Below are 14,146 nucleotides of genomic sequence, written 5' to 3'. Positions count from 1 at the left end.
AATAAAAGTGCACAAATTACTCGATCTTTTCGTTTGCGAATATTATAGTAACTAAAACGAACATTAACGCGCGGTTTGCGACTGAATAATAGGGTAAGGAAATATGAGCGTCTCGGAAAAAACGTACGATTTAGTGGTTATTGGTGGTGGAATCAACGGGGTTGCAGTCGCTGCTGATGCCGCGGGTCGTGGGTTAAAGGTCGCACTCTATGAAATGAATGATTTAGCATCAGCAACCTCATCGGCAAGCAGTAAGTTAATACATGGTGGTCTGCGTTATTTGGAGCATTATGAGTTTCGTTTGGTCTCAGAAGCGTTAGCCGAGAGAGAAGTGTTATTGAAAAACGCACCGCATCTCGTATCCCCAATGCGCTTTCAATTGCCACATCGTCCCCATTTACGCCCGGCGTGGATGATTCGAGCCGGGTTATTTCTCTATGATACTTTGGGTAAACGTGTGTCGTTAGCAGGGAGTCATGGGGTGAAGTTTGTTGATCAACACAGCCCACTTAAACCCGAAATGAAGGTAGGGTTTGAATACTCAGATTGCGCCGTTGATGATGCGCGCCTTGTCGTGAGCAACGCCAAGTTGGCCAAGGAAAAAGGGGCCGATATCCACACCAGAGCGAAATGCATTAAGGCGCAAAGAAATTCGGATGAATGGCTGATTGATGTTGAGAATACCCTATCCGGAGAGGTCACTTCAGTACGCAGTAAGGCACTGGTGAATGCAGCGGGTCCTTGGGTTGATCGTTTTTTTGATAGCCAGCTTGAGATGACATCTCCACGTGGGATTCGATTGGTAAAAGGCAGCCATATTGTTGTACCGCGTATGCATGACGGAAACAATGCGTTCATCTTACAAAATGAAGACCAGCGCATTGTGTTTGTTATTCCTTATATGGACAATTATTCGTTGGTAGGCACAACGGATGTCGAGTACCAAGGTAACCCGAGTGAAGTGAGTATTGATGATGACGAAATTGACTATTTGTGTGATGTTGTCAATCAACATTTTATAAAGAGTATTTCACCCGCTGATGTTATAACGACGTGGTCGGGCGTTAGACCTTTGTGTGATGACGAATCTGACGACCCGCAAGCGGTGACTCGTGACTACACGATTGAGTTGGATGACCAACTCAATGATGCACCGCTATTGTCGATTTTTGGTGGAAAACTGACCACTTATCGTAAGCTAGGTCAAGCCGCTGTCGATAAGCTTGCCCCATTTTTCCCACAGATGGGACCAGAATGGACACGCACTGCAGCACTGCCCGGTGGAAATTTCTCAAATCGAGAGAGTTTGCTAAGTGAAGTACTTAATGATTACTCTTGGCTGCAAGCTAGCGTAGCAAAGCGATGGATTCAAGCATACGGAACTAAGGTCTACAGCCTGCTCGAGAACAAGCAATCGACTGAAGACTTGGGGCAAGATTTTGGCGCAGGTTTGTATCAGGTCGAAGTGGACTATTTGATGAACGCCGAATGGGCCGTCACCGCGGAAGATGTGTTGTGGCGTCGAAGTAAGCTTTGGCTGGAACTGGATGAAACACAAATGGCGATACTAGCAGATTATCTCAATGCAGCAACGCTTAAGCAGCGCGAGACGTCACTGAAATCGGTTAGCTAGAAGGTAAACGTACCAACAAATAATGGGATGACGATATAAATTCGTAAAAATGCCGCTCTGAATCTGAGCGGCATTTTTGTTGTATCAACGATGTATTGACGAAACGGTAAAGACTTCTAGTTCTTGTCTACGACTTCAATTAACGCCTCCCCCGTGGCTCCGGAAGGCGCGTTAATACCTAAATAACTCGACAGAGTAGGGGCCACATCATACGGTGTAATAGATCGATTGACGGTTTGTGCTTGCAATTGGTTTCCAGCAAAGATAACCGGTACATGGGTATCAAATCGCCATGGTGAGCCATGGGTAGACGCAATCGTCAGGCCGTCCATATCATTGATGTAAGTTCGGGGTGCGAAAACCAAGTAGACATCGCCTGAACGCTCGGGATGGTAATTGTTCCTGATTAATTGATTAACACGTGTATCCGCGACACGGTTATTTGCAATATCGTCACTGGTTACGGCGCTGGATATCCCTTTAATCTTACTGATCTCCTCGGCGACGGCTTTTTGTACTCGGGCAAGATCTAGCTTTTTGTCAGCAATCAACTCATGGTCTAAATACACATAAGGCTGAGCATAAAGCTTAATCACGTCTTTAGTGAGTCCAAATTCTTCGGTTAACCTTGCTTCAAGTCCGGACTGCCACAACGCGTCTTTTTGAAAATAAAAGGGTTGCCTTAGACCTAGCTGGTTCACCGTAGGTGACGCTTCTGGCACGCCGTGATCAGCCGATAGCACTATCAGTGTGTTATCTAAGCCAATGGACGTGTCGATGGTTTTGAACATATCAGCCAAAGTACGATCTAGGCGTATTAGGTTGTCTTCGGCTTCCAGGCTTGATGGGCCATATAAATGAATGACGTAGTCGTTAGAGGAGAAGCTAACGGCCAAGAAGTCGGTGGCTTTGCCTTGTCCAAGTTGTTTTTCATTAAGTAATGTTTTAGCAAAGTTGGCGGTGATTTCATCGCCAGCCGGGCTGACGGTTAGCATGGTCGAATAATATTTGAATGACGCGGGGCCATAAGGGTGAGGGAAGGTCCTTTGAAAGCCCGCGAGATCGACCTTATGATCTGGATTACCTTCTATGATGGAATAGGCGTCTTTATCCAAGGATAACTGCCACTTTTTACCTGAGTATTGAGCCGCGAGTGACTGACGGTTCCATTTGGTGACCCATTGAGGCGTTTCATCATAATAATAGTTACTGGTCACGAACTCAGATTGCGCTTTGGAAAACCAAAAAGCTTTTCCTGCATGGCCAGCGAGAGAGATAGCACCACGATCCTTCACTGACACGGAGTAAACTTGAGATTCGCCGTTATTTGATATAATGAGCTCGTCACCAAATGTGGTAGACAGAATGGGCTCAGGCGAGCGTCCGTCTCCTTTGGCCGTTTTTTGCGTTGGGTCTATTTCAGTCGCTTTGTTGACACCTACACCTTTGGCTAGCATGGCATAGTTTGGGTCTTCAACGTTGTAAACCAAGCGGCTGAGTGAGCGATCAAACCAGACATTTCCCACCATACCGTGGACAGAAGGGGGAGCACCTGTCGCAAGCGATACGTGGCCAACAATCGTCTCAGTGTTTGCGTGCTGATAATTGGCGTTGGTGTAGTAAACGCCTTCATCCATCAAGTAACGGAATCCACCGTCACCAAAGTTATCTTTAAAACGCTCTAGCAAATCGGCACGCAGCCCATCAACGGTAATTTGCACGACTAGTTTAGGCGTGGGAGTGGCATACAAAGTGGTACTAATAAGCGAAGTCGTCGCGACGATAACCGTCTTTTTTGCGAGCGATAACAAACGTCGATTGGTATTCATATTTATTCCTTTAACCGGATGGTTTTCATCAGGATTTTTATAGCCTAATGTTGAAATGGTGCCGTCACTATACGAAAGAGTGTAGATGAGTTTTAATGACAGAGATTGAGTAATCTTTATCGTCTCTCATGAATTGTCAGTGAGTTAAGGTATGTTCCATTTTAGCGAGGGTCACTTTCTTTTTCGGAATATGCACTATTCTATTGGAAGTATTACAAGGCTAATGTGGGGATAGATCCTACTGTGAAAGGGGTAAACGAAATGCAACGCAGCAGAAAAAGAACAACGTATCGATATAAGATGTGAAGGCGGTGAGAGGTTGCAAAGGTTAGAGCGTGTAATAGGCGATGGCTAAGCGGCACATAGCCAGATGAATATGCCGCGTTAGCAAGATTACGGTGCGGCAGTCTTCATTGAGTTTATGCGATAAAAAATCAGAGAGCTGAGTAAAACAGTGCACCCTAAAATCTTATTGAACGGCATGGGCTCGGCGTAAATGATAATGCTGAGGATAAGTGTCCAGATAGGTTCCAGTAACATCAATAATGCAGCATTGGTTGGCTGCGCAAATTTCTGGCCGGTCGTTTGCATTAAATAGCGCAAGCTGGTGGCCAATAAAACACTCAGTCCAAACCATGTCCATGTTCCCGTCGATACCGTTTCTGGCCATGTTTCCACGAAAAAAGATAAGATGATACCCAAACACCCCGCCGAAAATAGTTGTAGTGTCGTCAGTAGCATTGGAGACAATCGCGCCGAGTATTTACTATTTAGATTGAAGTGCACGGCGAGGCTAACGGCGGCCGTTAAAAACCAGAACTGGCTCGCTTGTACATGCCATCCCCCATTCCAAGAAAGAAGAAATAAGCCAATGATAGCGATGGGCAGTGACAGCCAAAATGCACGCGCTGGTTTACTACCGAATAATCCCCATGCTACCAATGGTACGAATAACATAGAGAGACTCATGATAAATGCGCCTTCTCCAAGCGTATCGCTGATAGAAATAGCGTGAATCCAACAGAAAATGGAAAAGGCCAAAGCCCCGCCCACTCCCATGGCGTTTAAGCAGTCTTTGCGATTGGTTGCTCGTAGTACTTTTAGGCAAAAAGGAAAAAGAATGAGCGACGCGAATAAGAATCTAAAACCAATAAACCCAAACGGTGGTAGGCCCTGAATGGCTTCTTTAGAGAATACCCACCCAGCACCGGCTAAAAGAGTGGTAAATATCAAGATAAATTCGGCGCGAAAACGGTGTGTCATAATGGGGGAGTCTGAGTTTTCTTTTATTTTGCGCTAATTATTGAATAGACTCCATCATAATTTGCTTCGACACTAAATATTTGAATATTAAGAGGCTTGTTTCCATTAGGTGTCGGTTATGATACCCGTACACTTTTGATATGCAGTATGTATCAAAAACAAATGCAACAGTGTGCATTTGTTTGTTAGTGGTTATACTCTACCAATGAAGGTCAAAGGGCGCGATAGGAGCATAAGGAATGGCATTTTTGCTGTATAGCAATGAATCACTAACGGTAATAGAAGTACAAGCGAATCGATTTGATGCCAGAATGATTCCTCATTTTCGTCAATACCTCAATCAACTTGAACAGACCATTACTACAAAGCTACTCATTGATTTAACCAATGTTGTCTTTATGGATAGTAGCGCGCTTGGGACGCTCATGGCATTACACAAAACACATTATTTCAGTGAATTGGCTATAGTCAGCGACAACCCTCCGGTCCTTCAATTGATCAAAATTACTAAAGTCGACCAACTGGTTCGTGTTTATCCTAATATTGATCAAGCACTGATTAAGATGAACAGTTAGATTTGAACAAAAAAGAGTCGTGTTGTTTGAGTATATCGTTGTTTTTGTTGACGAGACCCTGGTTGTCATACAAACTGGCTGTCAACTTTTCGTGACACTTTAGTAGGAACACCCAGTGCGCTTAGAAGTCTTTTGTGAAGATAGGCTCGGATTGACTCGTGAATTATTGGACATACTAGCGTCCAGAAGTATTGATTTACGTGGGATTGAAATTGACACCTCGGGGATTATTTATCTCAATTGTCCAGATATAGATTTTGATACTTTTCGAGACTTAATGGCTGAAATTCGTCGAATTTCAGGGGTCAAAGATGTTCGTAAAATCCAGTTTATGCCGAGCGAAAGACACAACACTGAGTTGGTGTCGCTGGTCACTAACCTGCCTTATCCTGTGCTTTCTATTAATTTGAAAGGCGCCGTTGATATGGCCAATCACGCGGCACTTAAGCTGCTTGGCAAAAGTGAAGACGAAGCCATCGCCCAGCATATCTCTCATCTACTCCCTAGCTTTCAATTTACCAAATGGATTGAGGGAGAGATTTGTCGCCAGAAAGAGTCGATTGTCGTTGATGGGATGGATTATGTCATGGAGATTTTGCCTGTCTATATTACAGGGGAATCAAATGAAACGGTTTTGGCCAGTGCGGTAATGAGTATTCAGCCAAGTAACGCCGTTAGGATCTCAGACTCACTATTAGACAGCAATATACTCGGGTTTGAACACTTTGTCGGGGTATCTAATCGACATAAAGCCCTGCTTAGCCAGGCAAAGAAACTGTCGATGCTTGACCAACCATTATTAATTGAAGGTGATACTGGTACCGGTAAAGAAATGCTCGCGAAGGCTTGTCATAGCCGCTCCAATCGAGCGTCATATCCGTTTTTAGTACTCAGCTGTGCCTCAATGCCTGATGATGTTGCAGAGACAGAATTGTTTGGGCATGCGCCCGGGTCTTTTAACCATGAGCATGGTCATAAAGGCATTTTTGAACAAGCGAACGGCGGTACCGTTTTACTTGATGAAATCGGAGAAATGAGCCCGCACTTGCAGATCAAACTACTGCGATTCTTGCAAGATGGTACCTTCAGGCGAGTAGGAGAGGAGCATGAAGTGCATGTCGACGTGCGTATTATTGCGTCTACACGGCATAATTTAGCAGACCTTGCTGAACAAGGTGCTTTCAGGGAAGATTTGTATTATCGCTTGAATGTCTTAACACTGAGTATTCCCCCGTTGCGTGAACGAGCAAGCGATATTGCGCCCCTGATGGAGCTCTTTATTGCTAAGCACAGCCAAAAGCTTGGGATAGTAAAACCAGAATGCAATGAGGTATTGGTTAAAGAGTTGGGTAATTACCCATGGCCTGGCAACATGAGGCAGCTCGACAATACGGTGCTGCGTGCTTTGACGCAATTTAGTGGTACGGAATTAAAAATTGAAGACTTTCAACTTCCCAAATTGGAATCGGTCGCCTCGAGTGGCGTTAGCCTAAATCTTGATGGGTCGTTGGACGATATGATGAAAGAGTATGAGTCCCGTATCTTAGAAAAACTGTATCAGTCTTTTCCATCGAGCCGAAAATTGGCGAAGCGTTTGAACGTCTCTCACACCTCTATTGCCAATAAGTTGCGTGATTATAACATTCGAAAAAACTAAGACTCGATGATTTACCAAATAGATTTGCCTTCAGGATCGTAAGTCGACACGCGTTATCAGGGATGTAGTGGTGGTACCTATCAACCGCCACTTCTGCCTTAAAGGAAGAAAACTTCAAGGAATTACGATGGAAGATAAGAGTTCGGCCATTGCTTTGTATCGCCGCAACGAGAATGTATTAGTACGCACTTCAACACCCTCAGACGCCTACACGATCTCCGAATATTTTCAAAAAAACAAAGCTTTTTTAAAGCCTTGGGAACCAAAGCGAGACGAGGCATTTTATCAAGCAGATACGTGGGCGGCGAAGCTCGTTAAGTTGGATGAATTGCACCGCTTAGGTCTTGCGTACTATTGCCTTATTTTCGATACAGATACAAAAGAAATGAAAGGTACAGTGTCGTTGAGTAATCTCGTTAGATTCCCACTGCATTCGTGTAATCTAGGTTATTCATTGGCCGAAGATGCTCAAGGGCAAGGTTATATGAGAGGGGCGCTGTCGATGGTGCTTCCTTATATGTTTGATGTCCAAAATATGCACCGTATCTCCGCAAGTTACATGCCTCATAATATGAAAAGCGCCGCTGTGCTTGATGCGATGGGGTTTAAAAAAGAAGGGTATGCCAAAGACTATTTATTAATTGATGACCGCTGGCAGGACCATATCCAAACGGCATTAATTAATCCCAATTGGAGATCGCGCTAATGGTACGTTTGGAGAAGCAACTGGCGTTGTTGATGGAGCTCGACCAACTCAAAAACGTGTTACGTCGTACGCGTATTAAAAGTGCAGGAGGGCGATTTGAAAATAGTGCAGAGCATAGCTGGCACGTTGCGATGATGGCTTTGTTGCTAGAAGAGCACGCAAATGAACCTGTTGATATTAACGTCGTCGTCAAAATGTTATTGCTGCACGACTTAGTCGAGATTGATGCCGGTGACACCTTTGTCTATGATGATGTTGCTCTATTAGAGCAAGAACAAAAAGAGTGGGCTGCGGCTGAACGATTATTTGGGATGTTGCCGAGCGACCAAGGTGATGAGTTGTTTTCCCTCTGGCAAGAGTTTGAAGCAGCAGAAAGCGCCGAAGCTCAGTTTGCGAAAGCGCTCGATCGTCTTATTCCGATGTTACTCAATTATCACAACCAAGGACAAAGTTGGCTGGAAAACGAGGTAACCAAAGCGCAAGTCATGAAGGTGAACCAAAAAATAGAAAAAGGTTCACAAGTGCTGTGGGATAAAGCACAATCGCTTATAGAAGAAGCCGTAGAGAACGGCTGGTTAAAACATTAGGAGACTGAATGTCGTACACGACTTTGGATGAATACCAAAGAAAATGGATTTTCACTCATCAATCGATGCCAGTGCCGGAAAGTGATTGGCCTCTCATCAAACCGATGACCCAAGCACGTTCAGCGCAGTTTTGGAAAGAAAATGTGAGTGGACAAAGTCCGGATGCCGAACGCATGTCCTCTCAAGACTGGCCAACGAAGGACAGTAATTGGCAAGATAATGTTGATTGGATGAAAGCATGGGAAGCCGATGACAATGCGTTACCAGAAGCCGTCGCTGAGTTTATAGACTGGCAAGATGACGTTACTGTCTATTTTTGTTACGAAAAATACAATGTGATTGAAACAAAATGGTCGATATTCAAAAAGTATTGGAAGAATTTTTTGTTCTACGATGATGGCCCGATTTTATTGGGACGTCGTCGCTCAGAAGCGTTGTGGTTTTCGACCAAAGGCACCGTGAAACTGGGTCACCGTAGCTAAATTTGATGTTGGAGTTGAGCTCGATACTAGAGCTCTGTGTGATCTCATCGTCCATCGTGATTTTATAGTCCAGTTCGATGCTACCGCTCAACACTATGCTGTCGAGACGTAGCATCAATATTAAGCCTGCAGCGATGCAGGCTTTTTTGTATCCAGAGTAGATGGCATTCACATTCCTACGAAGAAACTCATTTTAATGCTCAAGTCTTTGATCTTACGCTAAGTAAATATTTGCATAACAACGTGATACTAGTGGCCGGACACCATTTTTGTCATATAACTCTCAGGACGAGCCATGTTATGCGCCACTATCTCAAATATATTATTCCGATCTTAATTCCTCTGATCGTATTGCTTTTACCCCTTTCTGCGTTCCCCTTCGAAGGATTGACCATTATTCAACAACGTGTGATTGCTATTTTTTTGTTAGCGGCACTTTGTTGGGTCTTCGAGCCGATACCGATTTACGCTACCTCAGTTGTGATTATTGTGTTGGAGTTACTCATGCTGTCCAACAAAGGCATGTACTGGTTTCGTGCTTCAGAAGGACAGACGCATTTTGGTACGCTTCTGAAGTATGAAGAAATCATGGCGACGTTCGCCAGTCCTATCATTATGCTATTTCTGGGTGGTTTTTTTCTTGCGATGGCCGCGACGAAATATCGACTAGATGTCAACTTGGCCAGAGTACTATTGAAACCGTTTGGGAGTGATCCCAAGTACGTGATGTTGGGGTTGATGCTCATCACGGGCATTTTCTCAATGTTCATGTCTAATACCGCGACTACGGCGATGATGTTGTCTATTTTGACGCCAGTGATTGCCTTATTTGGGCCCAAAGACCCGGGGCGTATTGCGTTTGCATTGTGCATACCTGTCGCGGCAAATATCGGTGGTATTGGTACCCCGATAGGCACGCCACCTAACGCCATCGCACTTAAATATTTGGTGGGTGAGAATTACATTAGCTTTGGTGAGTGGATGGCCTTTGGCGTTCCGTTTGTCGTGGTGATGATGGCATTAGCATGGGTATTGATTAACTGGCTGTATGGGGCAGAGCAGAAAAAAATCGAGCTAGCCATTAAGGGGAAATTCTTAAAAACACCCAAAGCGATCATGGTTTATGTCACATTCGCTGGCACCATTATTTTGTGGCTAATGGGGTCTGCGCATGGCATGAACTCTTACACCGTCGCACTGATCCCTGTTGCTGTATTCTCGCTAACGGGCATCATCAATAAAGAGGATCTCAAACGAATCTCTTGGGATGTCTTATGGTTGGTTTCTGGTGGTATTGCACTTGGACTTGCGCTCGACAAAACAGGATTGGCAAAACTGGTGGTGCATAGCATCCCGTTTGACGCCTATTCGCCTTATGTGGTGCTATTCGGTGCGGCGATGCTGTGTCTTGTGATGGCCAACTTTATGTCCCATACCGCCACAGCGAACCTACTCATGCCAATCATGGCAGCACTGGGTGCTTCAATGGCTTCGCTTGCCCCACTGGGCGGTGAGATTACACTTATTCTTGTTGTGACCTTCGCTGCATCCTTAGGGATGTCATTACCAATTAGTACGCCGCCAAACGCTCTCGCTCACGCAACGGGTAACGTGCAGAGTAATCAGATGGCCAAGGTTGGCGTCATCTTAGGGGTGGTAGGTGTGTTACTGAGCTTTGTTTTGGTGTGGTTACTGCACGCTGTTGGTCATATCGGATAACGGATATGAATGAACTGATTGAACATTATTTCTCGAATCCCAAAAGGCAAATCAGTCTAAAAACGGGCGATATTGTGTTGCGCCAAAATGGATTGAATGACCGGCTGTACTACGTGCAAAGCGGCGAGCTAGAAGGGTTCTTTGAGCGAGAAGAAGATGGCAATCTGACAAAGCTGTTTACTGCGTCACAAGGTGCTTTTATTGGTGTGCACAGCTTTTTCTCGGGTACATGGACTGCCTCTTCGACGGTTAAAGCGAGAACCGACGTGAAACTGGCATGGGTAGACCGGCATACAGCAGCAATAAGCCCAGAAACATTAGGTCCACTTAACTCGCAATTTATGCCAGTCATTGTTAATGAGCTTTCTCGTCGTCAGCGCCGAGCAACGCAAGAGGCCTTGGCTAAAGAAAAAGTACTGCAACGGCTGCATACTGCTGAACAGATGACCACGCTTGGTCAGCTTGCTGCAGGTATTGCGCATGAGCTTAATAATGCAATCGGGGTGGTAAGCAGCAAAACTGAGCGTTTGCAGAGCGAGCTAGTTCAATTGCTTGAAGAGGCACACCCTGATTCAAGCCAGTATTTTGATATTGGTCTGATGCAAGGCCAGTCCACATCTTCAAGTGATGCACGAAAAATAGCCAAGACGATCGAGTCCAAGTACAAATTGGACCGCACGGTAGCGAAGCGTCTTTCCAAGGCTCTGGGCTCCGCAGATGTACCTCAAACTTGGCTCAAGGAACCAAAGCAAGCTATTAAATATTGGGAGCTTGGGCGAGACCTTCATGACCTTAGATTGGCGGCGAGGCATACCGTCGGTATCGTGAAGTCGGTCAAACAACTGGGGCGAACGGATAACGAACAAGACGAGTTGATTGATATCAATGACACGGTAAACAAGGCATTGTCACTATTACAAAGTGACCTGCGCCTTGTTTCAGTGCGTCTTCGTCCGGCAACACTGCCTCTTATCAAAGGGGCTTCGACAGAATATGTACAGATCTGGAGCAACATCATTAAAAATGCTTGTGATGCGATGTGCGCTACCCCTAAACCAGAAATAGAAATTCAAACACGATGGGTAAATCAGCGCATTTTGGTCACTATTTCTAATAATGGTCCGGAAATTGATGAGTCTATTCGACGTAAAATATTTCAGCCTAATTTTACCACCAAGAAAGGGGGCCTCAGCTTTGGCTTAGGACTTGGGCTGTCGATTGTTAAACGTATAGTGAGTGAAAATGGTGGTACGGTCGTGGTGAAAAGTAGCCAAGAACAAACTATTTTCCGAGTGAAACTACCAGTAGGAGAAGCAAATGGAGAAGCTTAATATTATTTGTGTGGATGACCAGCGAGAAGTGTTGAGCGCTGTGGTTCAGGACCTTGAGCGCTTGTCTCATTGGCTTAATATCGAAGATTGTGAATCTGGTGCTGAGGTGCTGGATTTATTGGATGACTTGGACGCAGATGGTGAACGTGTTGCGGTAATCATCTCGGACCACGTAATGCCTGGAATGACCGGGGTTGAGCTGCTCACTACGCTTTCTAACGATAGCCGATTTAAGTGGACAAAAAAAGTATTGTTGACGGGACAGGCAACCCATTCAGATACCATTACCGCCATTAATACTGCCGGGATAAGCAACTATTTTGAAAAGCCTTGGAATGCAGACATACTGACGGAGTGTGTACGGACGCTAGTGACTCAATTTATTTTTGATAGTGGACTTGAATATCAACCTTATCATGAGGAACTTGATCAAAAAGAAGTCTTGAAGCGACTTAGCTCGTCGTTCTAATCCTAAGTAAAGATAGCCAGCTTTGCTACTTGTGCCTAGGCGCTTCAGGTGTCTACGACCTGCCACTGTACACGGGTTTAAAAGCCCGCCGCCCAATAGCGTATGTTAGTGAGTAGATTCGTATCCGAGCACCGAAATGAATGATGGTTAACGTTAAAGTGAGCGCACACTCGTTACTCGCCTTGATTTGTGAAATACTGGCGTCCCAATGTCTAGTGCTAACTCAAGCCAGTCGAGGATTGTGTGCTCAATAATATTAACCTAAATTTACTACGATCCTTGCATGTCTTAATTGAAGAATGCCACGTCAGTCGAACGGCAAAAAGGTTACATATTACTCAGTCAGCGGTAAGTCGACAACTTGCTCAGCTACGTGAGTTGTGTGGCGATCCATTATTAGTCCGCCAAGGAAACCAGTTAATTGCAACACCAAGAGCCATTGTGTTGAAAGAAAAACTGGATTCATTGCTATCAGAATTTGAGCACCTATTAGATGACAAGCCGTTTGATCCCAAAGATTGGCAGGGAGAACTGGTCCTGGCATCGAGCGATTATGTGGCCCAGTACGTATTGCCTGATATCGCCGCGCACCTTAGCGATTTAGCGCCACAGTTAGATATGGCATATCGCCTGTGGCAACCTGAACTCCTCGACAAACTTCATGAAACAGGCATCCATATCGCGTCGTCTATGTACCCTGAGAAACCAGTAGGGGTATCGAGTATGCACATTGGCTCTGATTCCTCCGTTTGTTTAATGAAAACGGCCCACCCATTGGCGAAAAAGGATGAGGTTACAGTCTCAGAGTTAACTCACTTCTCTCATATAAAAGTGACAGGAGGCGGCGATAAAGATTCCGATACAGAATTGGCGTTGAAGGCGCAAGGTTACGCTAGGCATGTCACATTAAAAGTTCCGTTTTTCTCTGCTGCCGTGAATAGATTAGTCTCCAGTGAACACTTGATGGTGGTGCCTGAACATATCGCGGTCAATCTCGCTAAGCATTGGCCACTGGTTTATAAACCACTACCGTTTACTACTCAAACACATCAATACTGGCTAATGTGGCATCCTAAGTACGATAACGATCCTGCTCATAAATGGGTAAGGGAAGAGATGCGAGCCGCGCTGCGTTTATCTGAATATTCCATTCGATAACCACATCGATATTCATCATGATTTCAAATCATGAGCCGAATGATTATATTTGATTTCCCTTCATACCCTGTCTGTTGCAAGATTAAGCTCAAATAGGGAGAAACTTCAATGACATTAACCGTTTGGCTATCACTTTTTACCGTATGTTTGTTAGGGGCAATGTCGCCTGGCCCTAGTTTAGCCATCGTGGCTAAACACTCATTAGCAGGTGGACGTCTCAATGGCATCGTCACTGCGTGGGCACATGCGTGTGGTATTGGTATTTACGCGATTATTAGCTTGGTTGGCTTATCTGTCGTTTTACAACAAAGTCCAATGTTGTTTAAGGCGATCAGTTTAGCTGGGGCAGCGTATTTAGCGTACTTGGGTGTGAATGCGTTACGTTCAAAGGGCGGAGTGGCCGCAAAGCTAGAATCTGGAGAGCGAACGACACTTCTGCAGTCAGCTCGAGAGGGTTTTTTAATTTCGATTTTAAACCCTAAGATCGCTTTGTTCTTCATCGCCTTATTTAGTCAGTTTGTTGCTTTGGGTAATGTATTAAGCAACCAGCTCATCATTGTAGCGACACCACTTATTGTTGATGGTTTGTGGTACACATTGATTACGCTAGTGTTGTCGAGTGCTCGGGTTGTTGAGCATATCCGCACAAAAGCGGTGCTAATCGATAGGTTGTCTGGCGTTATCCTAATACTGCTGGCCATTAGAGTAGTGGTAACGCTTTGATTGTGCGGACAGTT

13 protein-coding genes are annotated in these 14,146 nt (G+C 45.0%); 11 read left to right on the top strand and 2 right to left on the bottom strand.

Features of this window, described 5'->3' with window-relative positions; all coding sequences use genetic code 11:
• The first annotated feature begins 103 nt into the window (after positions 1-103).
• Positions 104-1,633 (top strand): glycerol-3-phosphate dehydrogenase, encoded by a 1,530-nt coding sequence (gene glpD / locus AB4405_RS08580; RefSeq protein WP_372060441.1) that lies wholly within the window; start codon positions 104-106, stop codon positions 1,631-1,633.
• Between the two features lie 116 nt (positions 1,634-1,749).
• On the opposite strand, the gene AB4405_RS08575 is transcribed toward glpD, so the two are convergent.
• Both AB4405_RS08575 and AB4405_RS08570 read right to left on the bottom strand, forming a co-directional pair.
• The gene (locus tag AB4405_RS08575; RefSeq protein ID WP_372060440.1) at positions 1,750-3,462 is read right to left on the bottom strand and encodes an alkaline phosphatase family protein; all 1,713 of its coding nucleotides are present in this window, start codon (positions 3,460-3,462) and stop codon (positions 1,750-1,752) included.
• Between the two features lie 393 nt (positions 3,463-3,855).
• Positions 3,856-4,725 carry a DMT family transporter gene (locus AB4405_RS08570; RefSeq protein WP_372060439.1) on the bottom strand — a complete coding sequence of 290 codons (870 nt, stop codon included), beginning with the start codon at positions 4,723-4,725 and terminating at the stop codon, positions 3,856-3,858.
• 239 nt (positions 4,726-4,964) lie between these two features.
• Here AB4405_RS08570 and AB4405_RS08565 point away from each other — a divergent pair, with 239 nt between their 5' ends.
• The 10 genes from AB4405_RS08565 to AB4405_RS08520 all read left to right on the top strand — a co-directional run bounded on the left by AB4405_RS08565 (position 4,965) and on the right by AB4405_RS08520 (position 14,132).
• The gene (locus tag AB4405_RS08565; protein WP_372060438.1) at positions 4,965-5,300 is read left to right on the top strand and encodes an STAS domain-containing protein; all 336 of its coding nucleotides are present in this window, start codon (positions 4,965-4,967) and stop codon (positions 5,298-5,300) included.
• 115 nt (positions 5,301-5,415) lie between these two features.
• Positions 5,416-6,957 carry a transcriptional regulator TyrR gene (gene tyrR, locus AB4405_RS08560; protein ID WP_372060437.1) on the top strand — a complete coding sequence of 514 codons (1,542 nt, stop codon included), beginning with the start codon at positions 5,416-5,418 and terminating at the stop codon, positions 6,955-6,957.
• Between the two features lie 127 nt (positions 6,958-7,084).
• Positions 7,085-7,663, top strand: coding sequence for a ribosomal protein S5-alanine N-acetyltransferase (rimJ, locus tag AB4405_RS08555; RefSeq protein ID WP_372060436.1), 579 nt, complete (start codon positions 7,085-7,087; stop codon positions 7,661-7,663).
• Positions 7,663-8,250, top strand: coding sequence for an HD domain-containing protein (locus AB4405_RS08550; protein WP_372060435.1), 588 nt, complete (start codon positions 7,663-7,665; stop codon positions 8,248-8,250). Before rimJ ends, AB4405_RS08550 begins: the two co-directional genes overlap by 1 nt.
• Before the next feature lie 8 nt (positions 8,251-8,258).
• Complete coding sequence (locus tag AB4405_RS08545) at positions 8,259-8,732, top strand: DUF2947 domain-containing protein (RefSeq protein WP_102470552.1); 474 nt, start codon at positions 8,259-8,261, stop codon at positions 8,730-8,732.
• 300 nt (positions 8,733-9,032) lie between these two features.
• Positions 9,033-10,451, top strand: coding sequence for a DASS family sodium-coupled anion symporter (locus AB4405_RS08540; protein WP_372060434.1), 1,419 nt, complete (start codon positions 9,033-9,035; stop codon positions 10,449-10,451).
• Positions 10,452-10,456: 5 nt separating this feature from the next.
• Positions 10,457-11,782, top strand: a complete 1,326-nt coding sequence (locus AB4405_RS08535) for an ATP-binding protein (protein ID WP_372060433.1) — start codon at positions 10,457-10,459, stop codon at positions 11,780-11,782.
• Positions 11,769-12,251 carry a response regulator gene (locus tag AB4405_RS08530; protein WP_372060432.1) on the top strand — a complete coding sequence of 161 codons (483 nt, stop codon included), beginning with the start codon at positions 11,769-11,771 and terminating at the stop codon, positions 12,249-12,251. The genes AB4405_RS08535 and AB4405_RS08530 overlap by 14 nt, the downstream gene beginning before the upstream one ends.
• 243 nt (positions 12,252-12,494) lie before the next feature.
• Positions 12,495-13,409, top strand: coding sequence for a LysR family transcriptional regulator (locus AB4405_RS08525; RefSeq protein WP_372060431.1), 915 nt, complete (start codon positions 12,495-12,497; stop codon positions 13,407-13,409).
• A 108-nt stretch (positions 13,410-13,517) separates the two neighbouring features.
• Positions 13,518-14,132 carry a LysE family translocator gene (locus AB4405_RS08520; protein WP_372060430.1) on the top strand — a complete coding sequence of 205 codons (615 nt, stop codon included), beginning with the start codon at positions 13,518-13,520 and terminating at the stop codon, positions 14,130-14,132.
• Positions 14,133-14,146 lie beyond the last annotated feature (14 nt).

Origin of the sequence: Vibrio sp. 10N.261.51.F12, assembly GCF_041471725.1 — a bacterium.
Classification (GTDB): domain Bacteria; phylum Pseudomonadota; class Gammaproteobacteria; order Enterobacterales; family Vibrionaceae; genus Vibrio.
This window is presented reverse-complemented; position numbering and strand designations above follow the sequence as displayed.

Excerpts from the sequence above, each read along its gene's own strand:
- glpD (WP_372060441.1), top strand. The coding sequence starts at position 104 with ATGAGCGTCTCGGAAAAAACGTACGATTTAGTGGTTATTGGTGGTGGA.
- AB4405_RS08575 (WP_372060440.1), bottom strand. The coding sequence starts at position 3,462 with ATGAATACCAATCGACGTTTGTTATCGCTCGCAAAAAAGACGGTTATC.
- AB4405_RS08570 (WP_372060439.1), bottom strand. The coding sequence starts at position 4,725 with ATGACACACCGTTTTCGCGCCGAATTTATCTTGATATTTACCACTCTT.
- AB4405_RS08565 (WP_372060438.1), top strand. The coding sequence starts at position 4,965 with ATGGCATTTTTGCTGTATAGCAATGAATCACTAACGGTAATAGAAGTA.
- rimJ (WP_372060436.1), top strand. The coding sequence starts at position 7,085 with ATGGAAGATAAGAGTTCGGCCATTGCTTTGTATCGCCGCAACGAGAAT.
- AB4405_RS08550 (WP_372060435.1), top strand. The coding sequence starts at position 7,663 with ATGGTACGTTTGGAGAAGCAACTGGCGTTGTTGATGGAGCTCGACCAA.
- AB4405_RS08545 (WP_102470552.1), top strand. The coding sequence starts at position 8,259 with ATGTCGTACACGACTTTGGATGAATACCAAAGAAAATGGATTTTCACT.
- AB4405_RS08540 (WP_372060434.1), top strand. The coding sequence starts at position 9,033 with ATGCGCCACTATCTCAAATATATTATTCCGATCTTAATTCCTCTGATC.
- AB4405_RS08535 (WP_372060433.1), top strand. The coding sequence starts at position 10,457 with ATGAATGAACTGATTGAACATTATTTCTCGAATCCCAAAAGGCAAATC.
- AB4405_RS08530 (WP_372060432.1), top strand. The coding sequence starts at position 11,769 with ATGGAGAAGCTTAATATTATTTGTGTGGATGACCAGCGAGAAGTGTTG.
- AB4405_RS08520 (WP_372060430.1), top strand. The coding sequence starts at position 13,518 with ATGACATTAACCGTTTGGCTATCACTTTTTACCGTATGTTTGTTAGGG.